Here is a 23,778-nt window from a genome sequence, read left to right as displayed (position 1 = left end):
AAAAGCGCCAACTGCCGTGGGGAAGGGGATTTACTGAGAATCGGGCGCTGATTACAATGATAATCATTGCTATTCATGTCCTTCCCTTCCTTGAGTGCACACCTTGAAGTCATCCTGTCCGCGTGCCCGCCGTAAAACCCTGATCAAACGCCTGTGGCCGACACTGTCCTGCTGTCTGGTCGCCAGCCCGCTGTGGGCACAGGAGGCGGTCGAACTGCCGGCCACCGATATCCAGGCCGATCGGCTCAGCCAGGACACCGGCTACACCACCTCGCAAGCCAGCACCGCGAGCAAAAGCAATGTGCCGATCAAGGAAGAGGCGCAGTCGATCAACGTGGTGACCCAGCAGACCCTGGCCGACTATCAGGTGCACTCGCTGAGCGACGCCATGAAGTTCGTCAGCGGCGTCAGCCAGGGCAACACCCTGGGCGGTTCCCGGGACTCGCTGGTCAAGCGCGGTTTCGGCACCAACGACGACGGCTCGATCCTGCGCGATGGCGTGCGTTCCAACCTGGGGCAGAACTTCAGCGCCACCACCGAGCGGGTCGAAGTGCTCAAGGGCCCGGCGTCGATGCTCTACGGCGCCCTGGAACCCGGCGGTCTGGTGAACATCATCAGCAAGCAGCCGCAGTATTCCCAGAGCACCACCCTCAGCGGCTCGGCCTACAGCGAGGGCGGCGGCAGCATGGCCCTGGACACCACCGGGCCGCTGGGCGATACCGGCCTGGCCTACCGCCTGATCGCCGAGCGTGGCCATGAGGACTACTGGCGCAATTACGGAGTCAACGAGCACACCCTGGTGGCGCCGTCGCTGACCTGGACCGGCGAGCGCGCCAGCCTGACCCTGAACTACGAATACAACGACTACTCCAGCCCCTTCGACCGCGGCACCGTGTTCACCAACGGGCATCCGGCGGACATCGACTACGACAAGCGCCTGGATGAACGCTGGGCGAAAAGCGTGGGCATCCGCGAAGTGGCCAGCGCGCGCTTCGAGTACCAGCTGAGCGACGCCTGGAAAACCCGCGTCACCTACGGCTGGAACAACGACCGCTACAGCCTGTCGATCGCCCAGCCCCAGCTCCCGATTGGCGGTTTCACTGGCAGTCTCCTGTCACGCGCTGCAAATGGCGCACACTACGACGACGAAACCCGCTACGCCAGCTGGGATTTCATCGGCCAGCAGGAGCTGTTCGGCCAGCGCCACGACCTGCTGGTGGGGGTCGACAGCGAGCACTCCGACCAGTACCGCGGCAAGACTTACCGCAACAAGTTCCAGACTGGCTTCAACGTCACCGCGCCGGTCTACGGCAACCTGGCCGAGCCGAGCCTGGTCAGCGCCACCCAGAGCAACCTGCGCAACCAGCTGACCTCGAGCTCGCTGTACTTCAAGGACAACTGGCACCTGGACGACCGGTGGATCCTGGTATTCGGTGGCCGCCAGCAGCATTACGACCAGTACAGCGACCAGGGCCTGGGCAAGAGCTACAAGGTCAACCGCGACAGCAACGGCGATACCTTCGTGCCGTTCCTCGGCCTGGTGTTCAAGGCCACCGACAGCCTGTCGCTGTACGGCAACTACAGCCGTTCGTTCAAGCCCAACACCGACGTCGATGACGCCGGCAACACCTTCGATCCGGAAGAGGGCCGCAGCTACGAGGTGGGCGCCAAGTACGATCCGCTGCCGGGCCTGAACATCAACCTGGCGCTGTACGACATCGAGAAGAAGAACGTGGTGACCACCACCACGGTCAATGGCGTGAGCCTTTCCGAAGCCGCCGGCAAGGTCGGCTCCCAGGGCGTGGAGCTGGACGTCACCGGGCGCATCGCCGAGCGTTGGGACCTGATCGGCACCTACGCCTATAACCACACGGAAATCCTCGACGACCCGAGCAATGAAGGTCACCGCCTGGCCAACGCCCCCAAGCACACCGCCAGCCTGTACCTCAGTCATCACCTCAACGTGCCCGCAGAATTCGGCGCCTGGCACGCGGGCGGCGGCGCCCGTTATGTCGGCGAGCGCGCGGCCAACAACGCCAACGATTTCTGGCTCAGCAGCTACACCGTGGCCGATGCCTTCGTGCGCTGGGAGTCGCCGCTGTTCGGCTACAAGACCAGTTTGCAGTTCAATGTCGACAACCTGTTCGACAAGCAGTACTACCCGTCGTCCACCGGCAGCCAGCTGCAGGTCAACGTCGGCGAGCCACGCACCGCACGTCTGAGCGCCAGTGTGACCTTCTGACCACCCCCGGACCGCTGCGCGTCGCCCTGCGGGGTGGCGCGTCGGCGGGCCCCGTTTTGCCGCTGCCTCTTATTCCCCCGCACATTTCACTCTTCATGGCATTCCCGCCAATCTCCCGACTTTGCCCTCCCGCGGCCCGACTCCCCGCGGCCCGGCGTCAAGAAAGCCCTGGCCCGGTCGATAGTTGAAGGCGAATTGGGCTATTTGCCACTATCGTTGCTGACTGAACCGCTCGCCGAAGGCGGTCATCCTGTTTTGCCCTCTGCCGTTTTTCTTCCCGCCCCGTACATGGAGTAAGAGTGCATGGCTTTCCCCCCACGTTTTCTCGAGCATTACCGCAAAGCCGACCGCATCATGATGGGCCTGATCTGGCTGATGTTCGCCTATGCGCTGGGCCTGGCGTTCTGGCACGACACCTTCACCCAGGCGCTGCTGGTGGGCGGTGGCACCACTCTGGTGCTGAGCCTGCTGTACCGCGTCATCAGCGGCACGCGCCTGATGCGCTGCTGCATCGCCATCGGCTTCATGTTCATGGCGGCGCTGCACATCAACCAGGCCAAGGGTTTGATCGAAGCGCACTTCGGCATTTTCGTGCTGCTGGCGGTGCTGACCTTCTATCGCGACTGGCTGCCGATCCTGCTGGCGGCGGTGACCATCGCCCTGCATCACGTGCTGTTCCATGTGCTGCAGCACCAGGGCTTTCCTGTCTACGTCATGGCCCATCACGGCGGTTTCGGCATGGTGGCGGTGCACGCCTTCTATGTGGTGGTGGAGACGGTGATCCTGCTGTACCTGGCGGTGCACAGCCATGCCGACGCGGTGGAGAGCCAGGACATGCTGGACAAGATGCTCGCCGCCACCTCACAGCTGACCGTCGAGGTTCATCAGGGCGAAAGCGCCAAGGCGCATGTGTCGCTGGCCCAGCGTTTCGACCACTTCATGCAGCAGATCACCGCCCTGGTGGATGGCGTGGTGCGCGACACCCATGGCCTGCGCGAACTGGGCCAGGACCTGGCGAAAACCAGCCAGACCCTGGAGCAGGGCGCCCAGCACCAGTTGACGGAAATCACCCAGATGACCGGCTCCATGCAGCGCATGGGCGATGCCATGGGCGACATCGCCGTGCATGTCGAGCAGGCGGTCGAGCGTGCGGGGCAGGCCAGCGCGCAAATCAGCCGCGGCCAGCAAAGCGTCGATCGCGCCCAGGCGGAAATCACCCAGTTGGCGTCACGCATCAACGGCACCAACGAAACCGTGCAACGCCTGGCGGGGCAGGCGCAGCAGATCGGTAACGTGCTGGAGGTGATCGGCAGCATCGCCGCCCAGACCAACCTGCTGGCCCTCAACGCCGCCATCGAGGCCGCCCGCGCAGGCGAGCAGGGCCGTGGTTTTGCCGTGGTCGCCGATGAGGTGCGCAACCTGGCCCAGCGCACCGCGCTGTCCACCCAGGAAATCAAGACCATCATCGAAGCCCTGCAACAGGGCAGCCGCGAGGCCGCCGAAGCCATGCACGACAGCCACGAAGGCGCCCAGCGCTGCGTCGAAGACAGCCGCCAGGCCTCCGCGATGTTCCAGGCCGTCGGCGCCGATATTTCGCATATCGACCAACTCAACGGCCGCATCGTCAGCACCACCCGCGAACAATCCAGCGCCAGCCTCGACATCGTCGGCCGCCTGCACTCGGTCCAGGCCATCGCCCAGAACACCGCCGACGACATGGGCAGCCTGGCCCTGAGCAGCCAGCGCCTGCCACCGATCGCGATTCGCCTGGAGGCGTTGGGGCAGACGTTTCACAAGTAACGGGGGAGGGACGCCTGTTTGCCGATAGGCAGCGGGCGCCATCACTGCTGCTGGTTCGCAGGCCCTGACTGGAATCCGGACTACAGGTCATTCAGACCGGTCAACGTCAATCTCAGAGTTCTCCAAGTTTCCAGGAGCCACCCGATTCGCCAAGTTAGGAGGCCTCGCACCAGGCATAGCCGGTGTGAGGTTTTCTGGGGGAATGGGGAGCAACATGGATGAGTGGCTACGTCGCCAATAGCCCGAAGGGCTATCGCAACAAGGGGATCGAACCGGTCGATCTGGGGGCCCAGCGCTGGGCGGAGTACAAGGATCTGCCGGCGAAAGCAGAAACCCAATCGCCGACAGCAGGATGCTCCTTTACCAAACCCTGCAAGCTGGCTGACGGGGTTATCAACTACGCCAGCTCCTTCATCCCTACTGAGGCCGTCAAGGAGTACGGCGAGTTTGCGTTGTTGGGTGGGCGTGAAACCGATGCGGCGGGAAACCTCAGTCTGAGGAAGATCAGCGGGAACATCCCGGCGGCATCAGGCAGCTTCATGCTCGGTGCAAATGCACTGGCGTCTGCTGGAGTATCGTGCGGTGGTCTTTGCCGCTCTGCTGTTGGAGGCGGTGCTGTTACTTCTGGCGTGGTCGCGGGAAGCCTGCTCGGTGTTATTGCCATGCTCGCACCGTCGAGCCTGGGCGACAGCGCCCTGTATACCGAGGAACAGCTCAAATCGCTCAGTGCAGGCCGGACCCGGGTTCGACTGCATATCGAAGAGCAAGCCGACGGTACGCTCAAGGGCTATGGCTACAACACCGAGAAACGCCGCGATTGGGAAATGATCCCCGTGGTTCGGTTTCAGATCCGGGACCAGCAGCAGGTGGCCGACCTCGGCGATGGCGTCACCCTGATCTGGACACCGGCGGTCGATCCTTCCAGCACCTCGGGTATCCCACCGTTAGAGGCTGCACCGCAAGCGCCCCCTATCTGGATTTATCCCCCCACCGAGCAGGCGGATACTATCATCGTCAGTCCGCTCTATCCGCCGGAGTACCAGGACTTCATCCTGGTGTTCCCGCCAGGTTCAGGGGTACAGCCGCTCTATATTGTGATGAATGTCCGGAAGACTTCCGGAACCGCTTCCGGTGAGGGTGAGGACATACAGGGTGTTTGGTTGATCGGTGCGAATTCGGGGGTAGGGGTGCCGATTCCGAAAGAGGTTGGCGATGCCTTGAGAGGGCGTGATTTTAAGAGCTTTAATGCATTCAGAGCCGCTTTTTGGAAAGCGATTGCAGAGACGGCAATTGTTGAGCAGTTCGTCAAACAAAACATTAGTCGTGTGCGTAGCGGCAGAGCTCCTCGTGCAAGGGAGATAGACAGCATTGGTGGGAGAATGTCGTATGAGTTACACCACCTCGAAAGAGTGTCCGAGGGTGGTGGCGTGTATGACATTGATAACTTAAGAGTCAACACACCACGAAATCACATTGATCTTCATAGAAGTGAAAAAGGTTAGCAATGACAGACGATCTCATGAGAAACACGTTCTCTGATTACACAGAGTCCGAGTTCATCAGGCTTTTGGAGGAGCTTCGTAGAGCAGACGAGGAAGATGAAACAGACGCTCGTGCGGACGTGCTTTTGTTGCACTTCAAGAAAGTCAGCCAGCACCCGGCAGGCTCCGACCTCATCTACTACCCCGAAGAGGGTGCAGATAACTCGCCCGAAGGTGTTACGCAAATCGTAAAAGCGTGGCGGGCCGCGAATGGTTTACCGGGCTTCAAGGCGTAACCCCCACCTTGTTGAGCGCCAAACAGAAACGACAAACAGACCCGCATTTCGAGAGCAGATATCTCTATCAGGTCCCATTGGAAACCCAAAAGCCCCGCTTATGCGGGGCTTTTTCATGGCCGGGAGCGGGTCAGCCCGGAGGCAGGCTGGCGCGTATCTGGCTGACGCGTTGTTTCACGTCTTTCCAGGGCGCCTGGCCCGCCAGATCCTGGCGCAGGAAGCGCAGCAGGTCGGCGATCTGCTGGTCGTCGAGGCTGTGGCGGAAGGCGGGCATGTAGCCCAGTGCCGGGTTGGCCGGTTGGGCGATGCCTTCGAGGATCACGCGGATCGCGTTGTCGGGGCTGTCGGCGTAGAGGTTGCTGTTGAGGGCCAGGGAAGGGCGCACGCCGGTCAGGGTCGGGCCTTTTTCCTGGGCGTGGCAGGCCATGCAGGCCCCCGAGAACAGCCGGGCACCGGGGGAGCCTAGGGGCTCGGTGCGTTGCTCGGCCTGGTGGTTCAGGGTGGCGGCGCTGGCTTGCGGGGTGCTGGCCGGCTGCAGGCTGGACAGGTAATGGGCGATGGCCCGCAGGTCGGCTTCCGGCAGTTGCGCCAGGCCTTCGTGGATCACCGGCGCCATCGGGCCGGCGGCGACGCCATGGCGCGGGCTGTAGCCGTGGCGCAGGAAGTCCAGCAGGTCCTGTTCGGTCCAGGCCAGCGGGGCATTGCCGCCGACCAGGGCATGGGCGCTCCAGTCTTCGGCAACGCCGCCGCTCAGGTGGCGCTGGCCGCCGCGTTCGCCAAACAGCGGGTCGCGGGGCGAGTGGCAGGCGCTGCAATGCCCCAGGCCCTCGCTCAGGTAGGCGCCACGGTTCCACTGGGCGCTGCGCCCGGGATCATCGGCCATGGCGCCGGGTCTGAGGTAGAGCCAGTTCCAGGCGAGGATGCCCGGGCGAATATTGAAGGGGAAATGCAGGTCGGTCTGCGGTGGCTGGTGGCGGACCGGCGGCTGGCTCATCAGGTAGGCGTAGAGCGCCTTGAGGTCTTCGTCGCGGGTCTTGGTGAAGGCGGTGTAGGGGAACGCCGGGTACAGGTAACGCCCGCGGCGGTCGATGCCGTGGCGCATGGCGCGCTCGAAGGCCGGATAGGACCAGCTGCCGATCCCTGTCTCGGGATCGGGGGTGATATTGGTGCTGTACAGGGTGCCGAACGGGATGCGCATGGCCAGGCCGCCCGCGTTGCGTGCCCCGCCCGGCGCGGTATGGCAGACCGCGCAATCGCCCACGGCCGCCAGTTGCTCGCCCCTGGCGACTTGCTCATGGCTGAAGTACTGGGTGTCGTGATTGTCCAGCGGCGCGATGGCCGGCTGCCAGCTGAGAAAGGCGCCCGCGGTGGCGGCCAGGCTCAGGGTGATCAGGCTCCAGCCGGCGATGCTCTTGAATTTGCTCATGGGCGAGCCTCCTGGCCAGGGCGGTCAGTGCCGGGGGCTCGCTGCAAGGCTTGCAACACCCGCTCCGGGGTAAAGGGTACTTGCCGCAGGCGCACGCCGACCGCGTCGAAAATCGCGTTGGCGATGGCCGCCGCGCTGGGTACCGAGGCCGATTCGCCGGCGCCCATGGACGGTTCTTCCGGGCGGTCCAGCAGTTGCACATCCACCTCGGGCAGTTCGTCGAAGCGCAGGATCGGATAGCCGCCCCATTCCAGGGAGGTGCTGCCGGAGCGGTCGAAGCTGACGTATTCCTTGAGCACTCGGCTGCACGACTGGACGATATTGCCGTGCACCTGGTGACGCACGCCGGCCGGGTTGACCATACGCCCGCAGTCGTGGCTGACGAAGATCTTGTCCAGGCGAATCTGCCCGGTGCGCCGGTTGACGCTCAGGTCGCAGACCCACGCGGCCCAGGCGGCGCCGAAGCCGGGGAACTTGCTGTGGAAATACCGGGCATAGGCAAAACCCCGGCCCTTGACCCATTCCTGCGAGGCTGGCGCGGGGTGGCGGTGGGCGCTGCCGTGCTGCCAGTCGGCCTGTTTTTTCAGCGCCTCGATCAGCGCCAGGGCGCGCGGGTCGTCCAGGTAGCGCAGGCGGAAGGCGATCGGGTCCTGCCGGGCGATGTAGGCCAGCTCGTCGATCCAGGATTCATGAGCGAAGACATTGGGCAGCGCGGAGACCCCGCGCATCCACGAGGCGCGAACGATCGGCGCGGCGTCCTGGCAGACGATGCGCATCTGTGGGAAGCGGTATTGCGGGATCGCCGTGCGGTCGCCCATCTGCTGGATGTCGGGACGGTTGGCGACGGTGCCGGTGAGCAACAGCGCCAGGGTGCGGGCGTTGTTCGAGGGGTAGCAGGTCTTCAACTCGTAGGCGGCCACTTCGCGTTTGCCGTCGAGGCCACCGCGGACCTGCATCAGCTGCGCGGTGCCCTTGGGTTCCCAGCCGGCTTCCTGTTCGCGCATCAGTTGCACCCGCACCGGGCGCCCGACCGCCTGGGAGAGCAGGGCGGCATCGGCGGCCACGTCGTCGGCGCAGTTGCGTCCGTAGCAACCCGAGGCCTCCATGCGGTTGATCTGTACCTGTTGCGGCGCGCGTCCCAGCAACAGGGCGATGTCCTTGCGCAGGTCATGGGGGTTCTGGCTGCCGGTCCAGACCTCGGCGCGCTCGGCGTCGATCATCGCCACCGCGCAGGAGGGGCCGATGGAGGCATGCAGGTGATAGGGCCAGACATAGTCGACATTGAGCGGACTGTTGAGCGTGCCCAGGCTGCTGTCGATACCGGGATCGTCACGCAGCACGCGGTCCTGCTTGGGATGGGCCAGGAGCGTTTCCCGCAGGATGTCCGGCCGCAGGTCGGGCAGCGCGTCCCAGGGTTTCCACTGGACCTTGAGCTGACGCATGGCGTCGATGGCCTGCTCCTCGCGCTCGGTGACGATGCCGACAAAGTCACCGATCACCACCAGTTTGACGATGCCCGGCAAGTGCGCGATGGACGCCGTGTCCACCGCGATCAGCGCGTGGCCCAATGGCGCGCTGGCGTCGGCGCCGGGGTAGGGCGGGCGTACCACGCGGCCGTGGAGCATGCCGTCCAGGCGCAGGTCGTGGACATAGGTCAGCTGGCCGGTGACCTTGGCCGGGATGTCCACGCGCGGGGTGGACTGGCCGACATAACGACCGGCGCCAACCGCCTTGAGTTCGACGCGAGGGTCCAGGGGCAGGTGCAGGTCCTGCCCGCGGGCCAGTTCGGCGTAGCTCAGGCGTCGTGTAGGGCGAGCGCTGACGTAGATCTGTCCGCGCTCGACCCGCAACCCGGCAATCGGCTGGTCGAGGATTTCCGCCGCGCCTTCCAGCAGCCACTGGCGCAACTGGGCGGCGGCCTGGCGCAGGGGCAGGGCGCTGACCTGGAGGGTCGCGCTGGCGATGGTCGGGCCCTGGTCTGGGGTTCTGGCGGTGTCGCCGAGGATCATCCGCACTTGCTCGAAGTCGACATCCAGTTCGTCGGCGACGATCTGTGCCAGCGCGGTGCGTACCCCAGTGCCGAGATCGACATGACCGCAGAACGCGGTGACGTGGCCGTCGGCGTCCAGGGCGATAAAGCTGTCGACGTGGTCCGGCGTCGGGTCCGCTGGCAATGCGCTCGAGTTAAGAATCTCGGCTGTGGCCAGCAAGGGTTTGGGCAGCAGGGTGCTGATCATGATCAGGCCGCCGGCCTGGAGCAGGCGGCGACGGGTCAACGGCAGGTCGTTCATGGCCGACCCCGCTCTGCCAGCAGCTGGCGGGCTCGTGCCGCCGCTTGCAGGATCTCGAAGTGCGCGCCGCAGCGGCAGAGGTTGTAGGCCAGCTCGTTCTTGATTCGTTGCTCGTCGGCCTCGGGTTCGCGCTCGAACAGCGCCACCAGGGTCATGATCATGCCGTTGCTGCAGTAGCCGCATTGCGCGGCCTGCTCATCGATGAATGCCTGTTGCACCGGATGCGGGCGCTCTTCCTGCACCAGGCCTTCCAGGGTGGTGACGTGTTTGCCTTGCACGCTGGACAGCGGCAGGGTGCAGGAGCGGGCGGCGATGCCGTCCACCAGCACCGTGCAGGCGCCGCATTGGCCCAGGCCGCAGCCGTACTTGGGGCCATTGAGGCCGAAGTCGTTGCGCAGGGCATACAGCAATGGGGTGTTCGGCGGCAGCTGATCCAATAAAAGGTGGCGGCCGTTGAGGGTAAAAGTCATGGCAGCTTGGGTCCTGTGGGTGAGTGGCGTGGCGCGCGACATGCGCGACAGCGGTCAGGGCAGGTTTGAGCCGGCAACGGGCTTATTGTCAGGGGCTGGACAACAAGGTGGCGCTCAGGTGCTGTGCAGATTGGCGGGGGCGAAGCATGCGGGGTTTATGGTGGGTCGATAAATAAGACGATTCTGGTTTTTTGTAGGCCTAAGCCAGGGAGTAATTCGGTTTTATCTGAGCAGATTCCTGAGAAAATGATGGCTAGTAGCCATAATTGTTGCTTGTGACAGCCCGGGGCACGGCGTAGGATGCGCGCCCTGATCAGCCTGGCTGAACCGTTTTACCCGAATGCGACATGGATTGTTATGACTCACTCCCCCCGTTTTTTCTCGCCGTTGCTCATCCTGGCAATGGCGACGATGCCGGCTTTCGCCGATCCCGGTGCCCAGCGCGCCGAGCTGCTGCAGGTTTACCGCCAGGCCGTCGAGCATGACGCCCAGCTGTCCGCGGCGCGCCACGAGTACCAGGCCCAGCGCGAAAGCGTCCCCCAGGCCCGGGCCGGTTTGCTCCCCACACTCAATGCCGGCAGCACCGTGGAATCGGTGCGTCTGGAGCGCGATGAGCCTGGCCTGACCCGCACGCGCAGCACCACGGTATTCCAGGCCAATCTCAACCAGCCGCTGTTTCGTGCCGATCGCTGGTTTCAACTGGAGGCCGCCCATGCCAGCACCGCCCAGGCCGAGCTTGAATTGGGTGCGAAGGAGCAGGGGCTGGTGCTGACCACGGCCCAGGCCTATTTCGAAACCTTGCGTGCCCTGGACCTGCTCGCCGCCTCCAAGGCCGAGGAAGCGGCGCTCAAGCGCCAGCAGCAACAGGCCCAGGCCCGCCTGGAAAATGGTGCCTCGAGCATCACCGATGTGCTCGACGCCCAGGCCGCCCATGACAACGCCGGGGCCAATCGCAAACTCGCCGAGCGCAAGGTCGACGATGCCTTCGAGGCCTTGTCCCGCCTGACCCGCCAGGACTATTCGACGATCGAGGGCATTCAGCATCAACTGCCGGTGGAGCTGCCGGTGCCCAACGATGCCAACGAATGGGTCAGTCGCGCGGTGCGCCAGAACCTGGCGTTGCAGGCCAGCAGTTACGCGGTGATTGCCGCCGAACAAACCAACCGCCAGCGCAAGGCCGGTTATGCGCCGACCGTCGATGCGGTGGCGTCCTGGCGCAAAGGTGAAAACGACAGCTTCGGCTACAGCAACCCCACCGATTTCGGGCGCGATGGCTATCGGGGCAATGTCACGCAGAGCAGCATCGGCCTGGAGCTGAATATTCCGTTGTACTCCGGCGGCATGACCCGCTCGCAGGTGCGCGAGGCGACCGAGCGGCTGGCCCAGAGTGAAGACGAGCGCGAGGACCGTCGCCGTGAAGTGGTGCAGAACACGCGCAATTTCTACCGCGCGGTGAATTCCGATATCGAGCAGGTCATTGCCCGGCGGCAGACGATTCGTTCCGGCCAGGCCTCGGTCAAGGCCAACCAGGTAGGGCGGGACCTGGGCTCGCGTAACACCGCGGATGTGCTCAATGCCCAGCGTCAGCTGTACAACGCGGTGCGTGAGTACAACAACGCGCGCTACGACTACATCATCGACACCCTCAAGCTCAAGCAGGCGGCGGGCACCCTGAGCCCGAAGGACCTGAGCGATCTGGCGATGTACCTGACCAAGGACTACGACGCCGATCGGGATTTCCTGCCACCGCAGGAGCGCAAGGCGCTCTGACGGGCAACTCATACAGATGAATGAAATAAATCTCAATCAATGATGTCGTATTGATACTAATTGTTTCTTGTTTGATATAACATCTTGAAATATTAGGACTTTACGGCCGCAACGCGGCATGCATGGAAGCTTATGAGCGAACAAGGAAGGGGCGCCGAGGCGCCCACGCCAGACACTGGCCTGGTCTGTCTGGTGATGATGGCCCGGTTTCATTCGGTGGCGGCGTCCGCCGAGCAACTGGCCCACGAGTTCGCTCCAGAGAACCAGCCGTTCACCCAGCGCGAACTGCTACTCGCCGCCCGCAAGCTGGGGCTCAGGGCCAAGTCGGTCAGCACCTCCATCGCGCGCCTGGAGCGCACGCCATTGCCGGCGATCGCGGCCGATGGCGACGGCAGGTTTTTCATCATTGCCAAGCTGGACCAGGGCCAGGCGCTGATCCAGGACCCGCGTGCGGATCGGCCTGAGGTGATCTCCTTCGAAACCCTGGCCGCGCGCTGGACCGGCGAGCTGGTGCTGCTGCGTTCCGAAGCCGGGTTGCCAGGGGAAACCTCGCGGTTCGATTTCACCTGGTTCATTCCCGCCATCGTCAAATACCGCAAGTTGCTGGGCGAGGTGCTGCTGGTGTCCTTTGCCCTGCAGCTGTTTGCCCTGGTGACGCCGTTGTTTTTCCAGGTGGTGATGGACAAGGTGCTGGTGCACCACGGGCTGACCACCCTGGATGTCATCGCCGCCGGGTTGCTCGGCATCATGCTGTTCGAGTCGGCCTTGAGCGGCTTGCGCAGCTACGTGTTCGCCCATACCGCCAGCCGTATCGATGTGGAGCTGGGCTCGCGCTTGTTCCGTCATCTGATCAACCTGCCGCTGGCGTATTTCCAGGCGCGCCGGGTCGGCGATTCGGTGGCCAGGGTGCGTGAGCTGGAGAACATCCGCAGCTTCCTGACCGGCAACGCCATTACCTTGTTGCTGGACGTGCTGTTCTCGCTGGTGTTCATTCTGGTGATGTTCTACTACAGCGGCTGGCTGACCCTGGTGGTGCTGTTGTCGCTGCCGCTGTACGTGCTGGTCTCGCTGTTTGTCACGCCGTTGCTGCGCGCCCGCTTGCAGGACAGCTTCACCCGCGGCGCGGAGAACCAGGCGTTCCTGGTGGAGACGGTGAACGGCATCGACACGGTGAAATCCATGGCCGTCGAGCCCCAGGCGATTCGCAAGTGGGACAACCAGATGGCCGCTTATGTCGCGGCCGGGTTCAAGACCCAGACCTTGTCCACCATCGCCAACGAGAGCGTGTCGCTGATCGGCAAGCTGGTCACGGTGGCGACCCTCTGGCTGGGCGCGCGGCTGGTGATCGACGGACAGCTTTCGGTGGGCGAACTGATCGCCTTCAACATGCTGGCCGGCCGGGTCAGCGGCCCGATCATGCGCCTGGCGCAGTTGTGGACCAGCTTCCAGCAGACCGGTGTTTCGGTGCAGCGCCTGGGCGATATCCTCAATACCCGCACCGAGCTTTCCCAGGCCACCCGCAGCGCCTTGCCGCCGCTCAGGGGGCAGATCGAATTCGACCAGGTGCATTTCCGTTATCGCGCCGACGGTTCCGAGATCCTGCGTGGGATCAACCTGCAGATCGCCGCCGGCGAGGTGATCGGCGTGGTGGGGCGTTCCGGTTCGGGCAAAAGCACGCTGACGCGCCTGCTCCAGCGCCTGTACGTGCCCGAGCGTGGGCGGGTGCTGGTGGACGGCATGGACCTGGCGCTGGCGGACGTGTCCTCGCTGCGCCGGCAGATCGGCGTGGTGTTGCAGGACAACATGCTGTTCAACCGCAGCATCCGCGAAAACATCGCCCTGAGCGATCCGGGCGCGCCGCTGGAAACGGTGATGCATGCCGCCAGCATGGCCGGGGCCCACGAATTCATCCTGGAGTTGCCCGAAGGCTACGACACCATGGTCGGGGAACATGGCACCTCGCTGTCCGGCGGCCAGCGGCAACGCATCGCCATCGCCCGGGCCTTGATCGGCAACCCGCGGATCCTGATTTTCGACGAGGCCACCAGTGCGCTGGACTATGAGTCCGAACGGATCATCCAGCAGAACATGCAAAGCATCTGCGCCGGGCGCACGGTGATCATCATCGCTCACCGGTTGTCGGCGGTACGCGACGCCAATCGCATCCTGGTGGTCGACCGCGGGCAGATCGTCGAGCAGGGCAACCATGCCGAACTGCTGGCGCACCAGGCTGGCCACTATTCGCGCCTGCACCGTATGCAGCAGGGCTGAACAGCGCCCGATTCACAGGTTATTTGTTCGGCCGCCGCCCTCGCCGCAGGGGCGGGGCTGGATGCCATCCGGATTCAAGGACCGATTGCCCATGAGCGCCACTCCTTCGTTATTGCAGCGCTACCGCGACGCCTGGCAGCACGCCTGGCGCCAGCGCAAAAGCATGGACAGCGTGCAGCGCCTGCCCCATGAGGCGCAGTTTTTGCCCGCCGCCCTGGAGTTGCAGGACACCCCCGTGCACCCGGCGCCGCGGATCTTTATCTGGAGCATCCTCGGTTTTGCCGTGCTGGCCCTGTTGTGGGCCTTTATCGGCAAGATCGAAGTGGTGGCGGTGGCGCCGGGCAAGATCGTGCCCAATGGCAAGACCAAGCTGATTCAGTCCAGCGAAACGGCGGTGGTCAGGGCGATCCACGTCAGTGACGGCCAGGCGGTGAAAGTCGGCGAACTGCTGGTGGAGCTCGACCCGACGGCGGCGGATGCCGACGTCAGGCGGATTCAGAGCGAGCTGCTGGCGGCCCGCGTCGACAGCGCCCGTGGCGCGGCCATGCTCGATGCGATCAACCAGCAACAGCCGCCGGCGTCGCTGCTCGGCCCGCTTGCCAACGCCGGCGCCAACGCCAACCCGGAGCAGGTGCAGAGCGCCCAGCGCTGGTTGCAGGGGCAGTACCAGGAGTACCGCAGCAACCTGGAACTGGTGGACGCGGAAATCCTCCAGCGCAGCGCCGAAATCCAGTCGGCCCAGGCCCAGGTGGCCAGCCTGCGGCAAACGGTGCCGATCGCCACGCAATTGGCCGAGGACTACCGGCGGCTGCTGGAGCAACAGTACGTGGCGCGCCATGAGTACCTGGAAAAGGAGCAGGCGCGCCTCGACCTGCTGCGCCAGCTGAGCGTGCAGCAGGCCAGTGTCTTGCAGTCCAGCGCCGCCCAGGCCGAGGCGCGGCGCCGGCGCGAAGGCGTGGTGGCGCAGAACCGTCGGGCCATGCTCGACCTGCAACAGGAAGCCAATCAGAAAGCCGCGAGCCTGATCCAGGAACTGGCCAAGGCCCGTTACCAGGAAACCCTGACCAGCCTCAAGGCCCCGGTGGACGGCACCGTGCAACAACTGGCGATCCACACCGTCGGCGGCGTGGTCACCCCGGCCCAGCCGTTGATGGTCATAGTGCCCGCGGACCAACCGGTCGAAGTCGAAGCGATGCTGGAAAACAAGGACGTGGGCTTCGTCCGCGCCGGCCAGCCGGTCACGGTAAAAGTGGAAACCTTCACCTTCACCAAGTACGGCACCGTCGACGGCGAGGTGCTGAATGTCTCGAACGACGCCATCGAAGATGAGAAGCGCGGGCCGATCTACAGCAGCCGCATTCGCCTGAAGTCCGATCACCTGATGGTCAATGGCCAACGCGTGGCGCTGTCGCCGGGCATGTCGATCACCGCGGAAGTGAAGACCGACCAGCGCCGGGTGATCGACTACTTCCTGAGTCCCTTGCAACAGCATGTGGATGAGAGTCTGCGCGAGCGCTAGGACGGTTGAAGTGAAGTTCCGGGCGTATCGCCAGGCATCAATGATTTTTTCAGTGTGTGGGGAATAACCGGTATGGCCAGATCCGTAAGTCGAAGTCTGTATTGGCTGGGTGCGGCAGCGGCAGTCGTGCTGCTTCTGTACTCCTTGCTGCCAACCACGCAAGACAGCCCCTATATGAAACTTCACTCAACGGGGGAGGGCAGTGTTTTTACCGGGTGTGAGTTTTCATCCATCCAGCACGACGTGCCTGCCTTTCGATTCTCCATGAGCCCGCAGGCCTGTCGCCTGGTGCGTTATGACGGCAGCAGCGGCATCGAATTCACCCTCGAGTATCCAACGGCAGAGGTGGTCAGCGACGACGCCAAGGGCAGCCGTTACCCGATAGCCTTGTTTATCCAACGTATCTCCATGGAAGGCTTCGATGCCGATAGGCACCTGCGCGGCAAGCATCCCGTGGCGCTGGCGGACGGGATCGAGGGTTATGAGGTCGGTGGTTTCCAGGAGCGCAAGTTCACAGGGAAAGACGGTGTCTCGGTGTATGTCTCGGACTACGTGGCGACGGTCCGGGCGAACCGCCTGTATGGCAGCGGATTATGGGTTTTCTACCAATACCCAAAGGAACTTACGGATGTAAGGGCAGTGGATGAGTTTGCCCTGAGTGTTCTTGATAAGTTGGTTGCTGAGTAAATGGTGAAATAAAAGAGGGCTGACCCCAGAAGAAGTTTAAAGCGGCAGTGGTTGGGGGCATGCAAAAAAGAAGAGAGGGAAGAGATGGGTTTTTTAAAGGGGTTGTTGTTTAAAGCGTTCATTTTTGTATGGCAACTACTTCGATTTTTTGTTGCGATTTTCCTGTTGGTAGGGCTTTGTTATTACATTTTTATCGTAATGTTTTCTCCGAAGGTTTTAGAAAGTGTGGAGCCGGTGTCGACGCAGTCTATATGTGGTCGCCTTTCAGGGCGGGTAATAGTAGTGCCTCGTAACTATGTTGTTTTTTGGGCCGAGTATGAAGGCGAGAGTTCGTGGGATAAAAATACTTTTCATAGTGAAAAAACGTGTGATGCAAATATGACTTCCTTGCCTATGGTCGTGTCCTGGCCAGATTTTCAACCCGCGAACCAGTCTAAGTACTTTAGTGAGGGACTGAGGTTTGATGGCTTGGAAATTGTAGTTTCACCTATTAAGTACAAAGGCTTTGATTTGAGGTCACGACTTGCTGCCCTTCTGGGGACTGCAAAAGGAGAGGAAGTCGAAGGTGCTACTTATATTGAGGAGTTAGGGCTCTATTTTGTTAAGCGCAAAGACAGGAGCTTTCCAGAAATTCTGAATGGTTATTATTGGAGTGAAGAGCGCGGAGAGGTTCAAGCAGTGTTTGAATGCCTCGGTGATCAGGCAGGGGAAGGTTTTTATAATTGTCGGGGAGAGTTTGTTTTTAGTCAGCTTGATGCACTCATGAAGGTTGGCTTCACACCGGAAAAGCTAAAGGCGTGGAAACGTATCGTAAGTTTAACGGAAGAATTTGTTCTGTCTAAAGTAGAGAAATAGGGAGAGTCTTTGTGCCGCAAGGATTAACGGTTGTAGATTTGGATTATGCGAAAGCACTGTTGAGTTCGGCGGGGCCCGGCGCAATGTATGATTACCTGGCTGTCAGAGGGTATAAGTATGCTGTGCTTGCTAATGGAGTTGCAAAGGGGAACTCTATAGCAGGGGAAGTGGCAATCAACTTCATGAAGACAACAGCGGCAGATGCAGGTCATGTTATGTCCGAAGACGATGTGAATCGGATTCGTAGGCAAATGGCTAGCGAATACGTCAGCACATTGAGCGACAAGCTGGACGCCAAAGGAGTTGTTTCCGCAGATATAACTTATGAAGAAGCTTGGGGGTTTCATCGTAAGGTTTTTGATAATAATGGATTGTCAGTCGACGCTTGGACATTGAATTCTGTATTTGAAGTTTTGGGTGGAAATAGCCGGGCAGTTTACTGGGGTAATGTTTTGGACTTTGCCGGCAGTCCTGGGTGGGAGCTTGCGCTTTCTTACGAGACAGACAAGCTTATGGCGTTAGCTGCTCGTATAGGTACTGCTGAAACCAAGCAAATAGCAATGAACTGGATTAACCGGGTCGACTCTCCTTCGGGAGACTGGACCGTTGTTACTAGTCTGACATCTCAAGTTTACAAATGGGTTCGTGGGCTGATAGTTGACGAGGCCCCCGATATGTCGGTCCCTAATCTTATTAACATCGACATCAACCCTTCCCCCCAACCCCAACAACACATCCAGGGCGAAAGCAAAGCCCAGCAGGACGTCGCCAACGGCTTCATTCAAAACTCGGCGACCAACAGCATTTTTGCCGTCGGCGGCATTCTCAACAAAACCGACTTCACCTCGACCCAGATGGCCAGCCTGGCCTCGGGCGGTATTCGTCCCGGTGAGATGCAGCTCGACCCCAATGCCCGGCCCAACACCTACCTGTCGAATTTCTACCAGGCCCCGGACAGCACCAAGCCGGACTTCAGCCTGCGCAATGCCGTGACCCTGAACGGTCTGTCGGCCATGACCACCTTCAACACCTACGTCGATCCGCTGCTGCTGGACCTGACCGGCAACGGCGTGCACATGACCGACATCCGCGACGGTGTGCTGTTCGACACCGACCACAGCGGCACGCTCAAGCGCAGCGGCTGGGCCGATCGCAGCACCGGCATGCTGGTGATCGACGATGGCAGCGGCCAGATCAAGGACGTCAGCCAGATGTTCTCCGAGTACTACGGCGGCAAGGCCGGGGTGAACGGCGCGGCGGGCGAGACGAAATTCAAGGACGGTTTCGCCGCCCTGGCGAGCGAGGACGCGAACAAGGATGGCGTGATCGATCAGCGCGATCCGATCTGGAGCAAGCTGCGGGTCTGGGTCGACGGCACCCATGACGCGAAAGTCGATGGCGGCGAACTCAAGACCCTGGCCGAGCTGGGCATCACCCAGATCAACGTGCGTGCGGCGGCGTCCACTCAAACCGAAGTGCGGGACGGCAACCGGGTGCTCGCCACCGGTTCGTTCACCATCAATGGCAAGAGCCAGGAAGCGCTGGCGGTGGATTTCCTCGGTGACCCGGTCAGCAACACCCTGAGCGCCCAGGGCGCGGGCACCAAGGTGACCTCGACCAGCAACGGCATCACCACCACCGCCTATGCCAGCCAGAGCACCACGGGCGAAACCCTGGACGCGGCGCAGCTGGGCGTGGGCAACCTGTACGGCGGCAGCGGCAACGACACGCTGATCGCCGCGCCGGCCGGTGGCTGGCTGGTGGGTGGCGGTGGCAGCAACACCTATGTCGGCGGCAAGGGCGACGACGTCTTTGTAATCAGCGCCTCGGACGACATGAAGAACCTCCACGGCAACGGCGGCCACGACACGGCGATCGTCGTCGGCGACAAAGGCGTGGTGCTGAACATGGCCCAGGCCGGCCTGACCATTGCCCAGGGCGGCAGCGGCGACGACACCCTGATCAGCGGCGGCAACGGCAGCGCCTTCATCAAGGGCGGCTCCGGCAATTCGACCCTGGTGGGCGGTGGCGGCAGCGACGTGCTGGTCGGCGGCAGCGGCCACAACACCATCATCGGCGGCAGCGGCAAGGCGGTGATCTACGCCGGGCCCCAGGGCGATGTGATCTACGCCGCCGAAGGCGGCAGCATCATTCACGCCGGTGGCGGCGCCGACCGGATTTTCGGCGGCGCGGGCAATGACGTGATTGAAGTCGGCCATGGCAACGCAACCATCGACGGCGACGGCGGGATCAACCTGGTGACCCTGCACGGCAACCATGGCGACTACCGCATCACCCGCACCGCCAGCGGCTATGAAGTGGCCGACAAGGTCGCCGGGCGCGACGGTACGGTGACCCTGAAAAACATCCAGAAGCTGAATTTCTCGGATATCTCGGCGGTCGATCTGCAGACCCCCAATGCCATGCCGGTGGCCGACGTGCTGAGCCTCGATAAGGACGGCAAGGCCTTCAACCGGACCCAGCCTCACCTGATTGCCGCGCAGAGCCTGCTGGCTAACGATCAACACCTCAACAGCCAGGGCGCGCTGCGCATCGCCAACGTCGGCGACGCGGTTGGCGGCTCTGTCAGCCTCACGGCCCAGGGCGATGTGCTCTTCACTCCGGATGCCCGCTACACCGGCCTGCTCAGCTTCAAGTACGGCGTGGTCGATGCCGCCGGCAACCTGTCGGCTTCGGTGGTGGACCTGAGCAGCGGGCAGACCGCGCCGATGCGCGCCGGGGTGACCTTGCTGACCCCGGAAGTGCCGCTGGACCCCTTGGCGGCCCAGGAGTGGTACCTGAGCGATACCAACGTGCTGCCGGTCTGGCAGGACTACACCGGCAAGGGCGTGCGCATCGGCCAGTTCGAGCCAGGCGGCCAGTTCGCCACCGCGCCCGAGATCTTCGACATCGCCCACCCGGACCTGGCCGCCAACGTCGACCAGGCCTGGCTGCAGACCCAGCAGAGCAACGGCAGCTTGCCGGGCCTGGTGTCCAACCACGCCACCATGGTGGCGGGGGTGATGGTCGCGGCCAAGAATGGCACGGGCGGGGTAGGGGTGGCCTACGGCGCGACGCTGGGCGGCTATTACCTGGCCAACAGCGGCGCCGACCTCGCCGGGTTGGGGCATATGGTCAGCTTCGACATTGCCAACAACAGCTGGGGCTTCACCAACGATTTCGCCCTCAGCAGCTTTCAGGACGGCTTCGTCAACACCGCCACGGCGCTGAGCATGAATGCCCAGTACGCCGCGAGTAACGGTCGCGGTGGCCTGGGCACGATCATTGTCGCGGCCGGCGGCAACAGCCGCGCGACCGGCGGCAATGCCCAGGGCTCCTTGACCAACAACAACCGCTTCTCGGTGGAAGTCGGCGCGATCAACGCCCAGGGCGACTTGTCGACCCTGCAGATCGGTTCCTCGCCGTTCTCCAACCCGGGCGCCAGCCTGCTGGTGTCGGCGCCGGGCAGCAACGTGGTGTCCACCAGCCATATGCTGGAAACCGACCGTGGCTCGACCTTCGGCAACGACTACACCAGCATGCAGGGCACCAGCTTTGCCGCGCCGATCGTCTCCGGCATCGTCGCGCTGATGCTCGAGGCCAACCCGAACCTGGGCTACCGCGACGTGCAGCAGATCCTTGCGCTCTCGGCACGCCAGATCAACGACCCGTCCACGCAGTGGAGCGACAACGCCGCCCACAACTGGAACGGCGGCGGCATGCACACCAGCAACGACTACGGCTTCGGCGAAGTCGACGCGCGGGCCGCGGTGCGCTTGGCCGAAGCCTGGATGACCCAGAGCACCGGGGCCAACGAGTATGTCTACAGCGCCTCCAGCGGCGCCCTGGGCAAGAGCCTGGCGGCGGGGGGCACGCTGAGCTCGTCCATCGCCATGAATGCCGGCCTCAATGTGGAACACGTCGAGATCGATTTCGACGCCCAGGTGGGCCGCCTTGGCGACCTGACGCTCAAGCTGATCTCGCCCGACGGTACCCAGAGCGTCCTGCTCAACCGCCAGGGCAAGGTGCCGGACGGCATGCCGGGGGCGAGCGCCACAGACCTTGGCAGCACGCAGTCGGGATCGTTCAGATACACCTTCATGACGACCCATGACTTCGGCGAACGCTCGGCGGGCAACTGGACCTTGCAGGTGAGCGATTCGGCTTCCGGCCTGCCGGTCACGCTCAATGCCTGGTCTCTGCGTTTGTACGGCAGCAAGAGCACCCCGGACGACACCTACTTCTACACCGACGAATACCTCAAGTCGGTGGTCGGGCATGCCAACCGTGGCGTTCTGGACGATGCGGTCAACGGTGTCGCGGGCGGGCGCAATACCCTCAACGCGGCGGCGGTGTCGGGCGATAGCTCGGTCAACCTGCTGACCGGTGTCGCCAGCCTCGGCGGCGCGGCGTTGACGGTGAAAAATCCGCCGAGCATTCAGAACATCGTCACCGGCGACGGCAACGATGTGCTGGTGGCTGGCAATGCCGATGCCTTGCTCGACGGCGGGCGTGGCAACAACAGCCTGACGGGGGGCGCGGGCAAGGACTTCTTTGTGGTCCATCGCCGCGATGGCGGCAGCGATGTCATCAGCCACTTCGAGGCCGCCCGTGGCGAGATCATCGACCTGGTGGGTTTTGCCGGGAAGAAGTTCACCGACCTGGTGCTCAGCCAGCAAGGCGCGGACGTCAAGATCGACCTGGCCAAGGGCCAGAGCATTGTCCTGAAGAACCAGTCACTGGCCGGGATCGGCGCGGCGAACTTCAAGTTCCAGGACACCTTTGTCGCCCCGACGGCCTACGTCAACAGCGACGCCTCGGCGGTCCAGCCGCAGGAAGGCCTGGGCACGGTGCTGCTCAACGGCGGCGGCAAGGGCGTGATGTACAGCAGCGACGCCCAGGGCAAGATGGTGGCGTCCTTGAGCGGCACCATCTACAGCCATGACAGCGCGACTTCGGATGTGTTCGTGGTGGCGGCCCAGTCGGGCGTCAAGGACTACAACAACGCCTTGCGCGGCTTCCGCCATGGCATCGACAAGATCGACCTGCGCCAGACCGGGGTGACCGATTTCAGCCAGTTGACCCTCGAGCACAAGAATCGCGCGACCCTCAACGGCCTGACGCAGATTCACGGGGTGTATGTGACCCGTAACGGCGCCCAGGGCGCCGACTCGAACGTCAACCTGCTGTACCTGGATGCGCTGGATGTGGCGCAGGTCAGTGCCTCGGACTTCATCTTCGCCGAGCATGCGCCGCAGGTGGTGGCGCCAGTCGGCCCGGTGGTGGCCCCGGTGGAACAGCCGACGGTGACTGTACCGGGTACGCTGACGCCGATTGTCGAGCGTCCTGGTGTCGACAAGCCTGTCGTGGTGCCGCCGCTGCCGCCTGTCGATCTGCATCCGACCGTCAGCGTTCCAGTGGTCGATCCGGTGCTGAAACCTTCGGTGACGATCCCGGACATCACCCTGCCGGAACACAAGACGATCGAGCAGATCCTCGCCGAACGCGGTGTCGACCTGAATCCGAAAGTGCCGGAACACAAGACCGTCGAGCAGATTCTCGCCGAGCGTGGCGTCGGTTCGTTGCAGCCTTCAAAGCTGCCGGATATCGGCCCGGTAGGACGCGATCAAGGGGGACGCACGCCGGTGGATGTGCCGAGCCCGCGGCCGATTGTGATTCCCGATATCCCGGTGGTCGATACCAGCCATCGCGACCTGGATATTCCGAGTCGTCCGCGGGTTACTGTGCCCGATATCCCGACGGCGTCGAACCCGTGGCTCAAGTTCGATGACCCGGTGCCATCGGTGACTGACACCGAGGATTTCTCGTACGCTTCGATCCGCGACAGAATCCGTTCGCGTCCAACGCCCACCACCGTGGACCCGGTGACCCGCTCGTCGCGCGACCCGCTTACGCTGAGCCCGTTGCCGAGCGTCGATCCTGCGCCCGTGGCCAGCGATCCCAACACCATGACGGTCAAGGGCTTCTTCGCCAACGTCAGCCTGGGCGACGAAAGCAAGACCATCAACATCGAGGCATCGAGCGCCAAGCTGGTGGCCGGCAACGGTGACAACAAGGTCAACGTGACGGGCAGCCGCGCCGAGATCACCCTGGGCAACGGCAACAATGTGATCGCCGGCGACATCAACAAGCTCACGGTCGGCCATGGCAACAACAGCATCACCGACAGCGGCTCCTTCGCCACGGTGAAGCTGGGCGATGGCAACAACAAGGTGCTGGTCAGCGGCAGCATGCCCACCGTGGAAGTCGGGCACGGGGTCAACGACCTCGAGTTCAGCGGCAGCATGGGCCAGCTGGTGTTCGGCCAGGACATCAGCCCCGAGCGCCTGTGGTTCCAGCACGAAGGGCAGGACCTGCAGATCTCGGTGATCGGCAGCCAGCAGGAGGTCACGCTGCATAACTGGTATGCCGCAACCCCTGAGCGTCCACGGGACATCATGACCGGCGACCGTCACCGGTTGCTGGGCAACGATGTGGAAAACCTGGTCCAGGCCATGGCGGCGTTCGCGCCGGCAGCCCCGGCGACCATGACCTTCGGCGCGGCCGAGCAACAGGCCTTGCAGCCTGTGTTGGCGGCCAACTGGACGTGACCGAGTAACTTGACTCACTAACAGGGCCCGCGATGGAGATCGCGGGCCTTTGTCGTTCT

General features: G+C 63.0%; 13 protein-coding genes. 10 read left to right on the top strand and 3 right to left on the bottom strand.

All coding sequences use genetic code 11. The features are described from left to right. Positions 1-103: 103 nt before the first annotated feature. The 4 genes from BMY68_RS23935 (at position 104) to BMY68_RS23920 (ending at position 5,819) form a co-directional block, all read left to right on the top strand. Complete coding sequence (locus BMY68_RS23935) at positions 104-2,242, top strand: TonB-dependent siderophore receptor (protein ID WP_085533982.1); 2,139 nt, start codon at positions 104-106, stop codon at positions 2,240-2,242. 303 nt (positions 2,243-2,545) lie between these two features. Further along, entirely contained in the window at positions 2,546-4,042 is a 1,497-nt protein-coding gene (locus tag BMY68_RS30300; RefSeq protein ID WP_085533984.1) for a methyl-accepting chemotaxis protein, read from the top strand. 218 nt (positions 4,043-4,260) lie between these two features. After that, the gene (locus tag BMY68_RS23925; protein WP_085533986.1) at positions 4,261-5,544 is read left to right on the top strand and encodes an S-type pyocin domain-containing protein; all 1,284 of its coding nucleotides are present in this window, start codon (positions 4,261-4,263) and stop codon (positions 5,542-5,544) included. Between the two features lie 2 nt (positions 5,545-5,546). Beyond that, a complete protein-coding gene (locus tag BMY68_RS23920; protein ID WP_085533988.1) occupies positions 5,547-5,819 on the top strand; it encodes a bacteriocin immunity protein in 273 nt (90 codons plus the stop codon). A 130-nt stretch (positions 5,820-5,949) separates the two neighbouring features. Here the strand turns inward: BMY68_RS23920 and BMY68_RS23915 are convergent, their stop codons facing one another. Genes BMY68_RS23915 through BMY68_RS23905 form a run of 3 tightly spaced genes read right to left on the bottom strand, consistent with a single transcriptional unit; the run spans position 5,950 to position 10,006 of the window. Beyond that, a complete protein-coding gene (locus BMY68_RS23915; protein WP_085533990.1) occupies positions 5,950-7,245 on the bottom strand; it encodes a cytochrome c in 1,296 nt (431 codons plus the stop codon). Continuing rightward, a complete protein-coding gene (locus tag BMY68_RS23910) occupies positions 7,242-9,536 on the bottom strand; it encodes a xanthine dehydrogenase family protein molybdopterin-binding subunit (protein WP_085533992.1) in 2,295 nt (764 codons plus the stop codon). Before BMY68_RS23910 ends, BMY68_RS23915 begins: the two co-directional genes overlap by 4 nt. Then, positions 9,533-10,006 carry a (2Fe-2S)-binding protein gene (locus tag BMY68_RS23905; RefSeq protein WP_009044707.1) on the bottom strand — a complete coding sequence of 158 codons (474 nt, stop codon included), beginning with the start codon at positions 10,004-10,006 and terminating at the stop codon, positions 9,533-9,535. Before BMY68_RS23905 ends, BMY68_RS23910 begins: the two co-directional genes overlap by 4 nt. Positions 10,007-10,363: 357 nt before the next feature. Between BMY68_RS23905 and BMY68_RS23900 the strand changes: the two genes are divergently transcribed. The 6 genes from BMY68_RS23900 to BMY68_RS23880 all read left to right on the top strand — a co-directional run bounded on the left by BMY68_RS23900 (position 10,364) and on the right by BMY68_RS23880 (position 23,719). Next, positions 10,364-11,776, top strand: a complete 1,413-nt coding sequence (locus tag BMY68_RS23900) for a TolC family outer membrane protein (RefSeq protein ID WP_085533994.1) — start codon at positions 10,364-10,366, stop codon at positions 11,774-11,776. 132 nt (positions 11,777-11,908) lie between these two features. Then, a complete protein-coding gene (locus BMY68_RS23895) occupies positions 11,909-14,047 on the top strand; it encodes a type I secretion system permease/ATPase (RefSeq protein WP_085533996.1) in 2,139 nt (712 codons plus the stop codon). A 91-nt stretch (positions 14,048-14,138) separates the two neighbouring features. After that, on the top strand, positions 14,139-15,566 hold the full coding sequence (locus tag BMY68_RS23890) for an HlyD family type I secretion periplasmic adaptor subunit (RefSeq protein WP_085533998.1): 1,428 nt from the start codon (positions 14,139-14,141) through the stop codon (positions 15,564-15,566). Between the two features lie 72 nt (positions 15,567-15,638). Further along, entirely contained in the window at positions 15,639-16,253 is a 615-nt protein-coding gene (locus tag BMY68_RS23885) for a hypothetical protein (protein WP_085533999.1), read from the top strand. Between the two features lie 84 nt (positions 16,254-16,337). After that, positions 16,338-17,108, top strand: a complete 771-nt coding sequence (locus tag BMY68_RS29730) for a hypothetical protein (RefSeq protein ID WP_139214904.1) — start codon at positions 16,338-16,340, stop codon at positions 17,106-17,108. A gap of 674 nt (positions 17,109-17,782) precedes the next feature. Continuing rightward, on the top strand, positions 17,783-23,719 hold the full coding sequence (locus BMY68_RS23880; RefSeq protein WP_085534001.1) for a S8 family serine peptidase: 5,937 nt from the start codon (positions 17,783-17,785) through the stop codon (positions 23,717-23,719). Positions 23,720-23,778 lie beyond the last annotated feature (59 nt).

The organism is Pseudomonas sp. NFACC41-3 (assembly GCF_900109505.1).
GTDB classification, from domain to species: domain Bacteria; phylum Pseudomonadota; class Gammaproteobacteria; order Pseudomonadales; family Pseudomonadaceae; genus Aquipseudomonas; species Aquipseudomonas chlororaphis.
The sequence above is the reverse complement of the archived record's forward strand: the minus strand, read 5'-3'. Positions and strand labels throughout refer to the sequence as shown.

Coding starts and splice junctions, on each gene's coding strand:
- BMY68_RS30300 (WP_085533984.1), top strand. CDS start 2,546: ATGGCTTTCCCCCCACGTTTTCTCGAGCATTACCGCAAAGCCGACCGC.
- BMY68_RS23925 (WP_085533986.1), top strand. CDS start 4,261: ATGAGTGGCTACGTCGCCAATAGCCCGAAGGGCTATCGCAACAAGGGG.
- BMY68_RS23920 (WP_085533988.1), top strand. CDS start 5,547: ATGACAGACGATCTCATGAGAAACACGTTCTCTGATTACACAGAGTCC.
- BMY68_RS23915 (WP_085533990.1), bottom strand. CDS start 7,245: ATGAGCAAATTCAAGAGCATCGCCGGCTGGAGCCTGATCACCCTGAGC.
- BMY68_RS23910 (WP_085533992.1), bottom strand. CDS start 9,536: ATGAACGACCTGCCGTTGACCCGTCGCCGCCTGCTCCAGGCCGGCGGC.
- BMY68_RS23905 (WP_009044707.1), bottom strand. CDS start 10,006: ATGACTTTTACCCTCAACGGCCGCCACCTTTTATTGGATCAGCTGCCG.
- BMY68_RS23900 (WP_085533994.1), top strand. CDS start 10,364: ATGACTCACTCCCCCCGTTTTTTCTCGCCGTTGCTCATCCTGGCAATG.
- BMY68_RS23895 (WP_085533996.1), top strand. CDS start 11,909: ATGAGCGAACAAGGAAGGGGCGCCGAGGCGCCCACGCCAGACACTGGC.
- BMY68_RS23890 (WP_085533998.1), top strand. CDS start 14,139: ATGAGCGCCACTCCTTCGTTATTGCAGCGCTACCGCGACGCCTGGCAG.
- BMY68_RS23885 (WP_085533999.1), top strand. CDS start 15,639: ATGGCCAGATCCGTAAGTCGAAGTCTGTATTGGCTGGGTGCGGCAGCG.
- BMY68_RS29730 (WP_139214904.1), top strand. CDS start 16,338: ATGGGTTTTTTAAAGGGGTTGTTGTTTAAAGCGTTCATTTTTGTATGG.
- BMY68_RS23880 (WP_085534001.1), top strand. CDS start 17,783: ATGTCGGTCCCTAATCTTATTAACATCGACATCAACCCTTCCCCCCAA.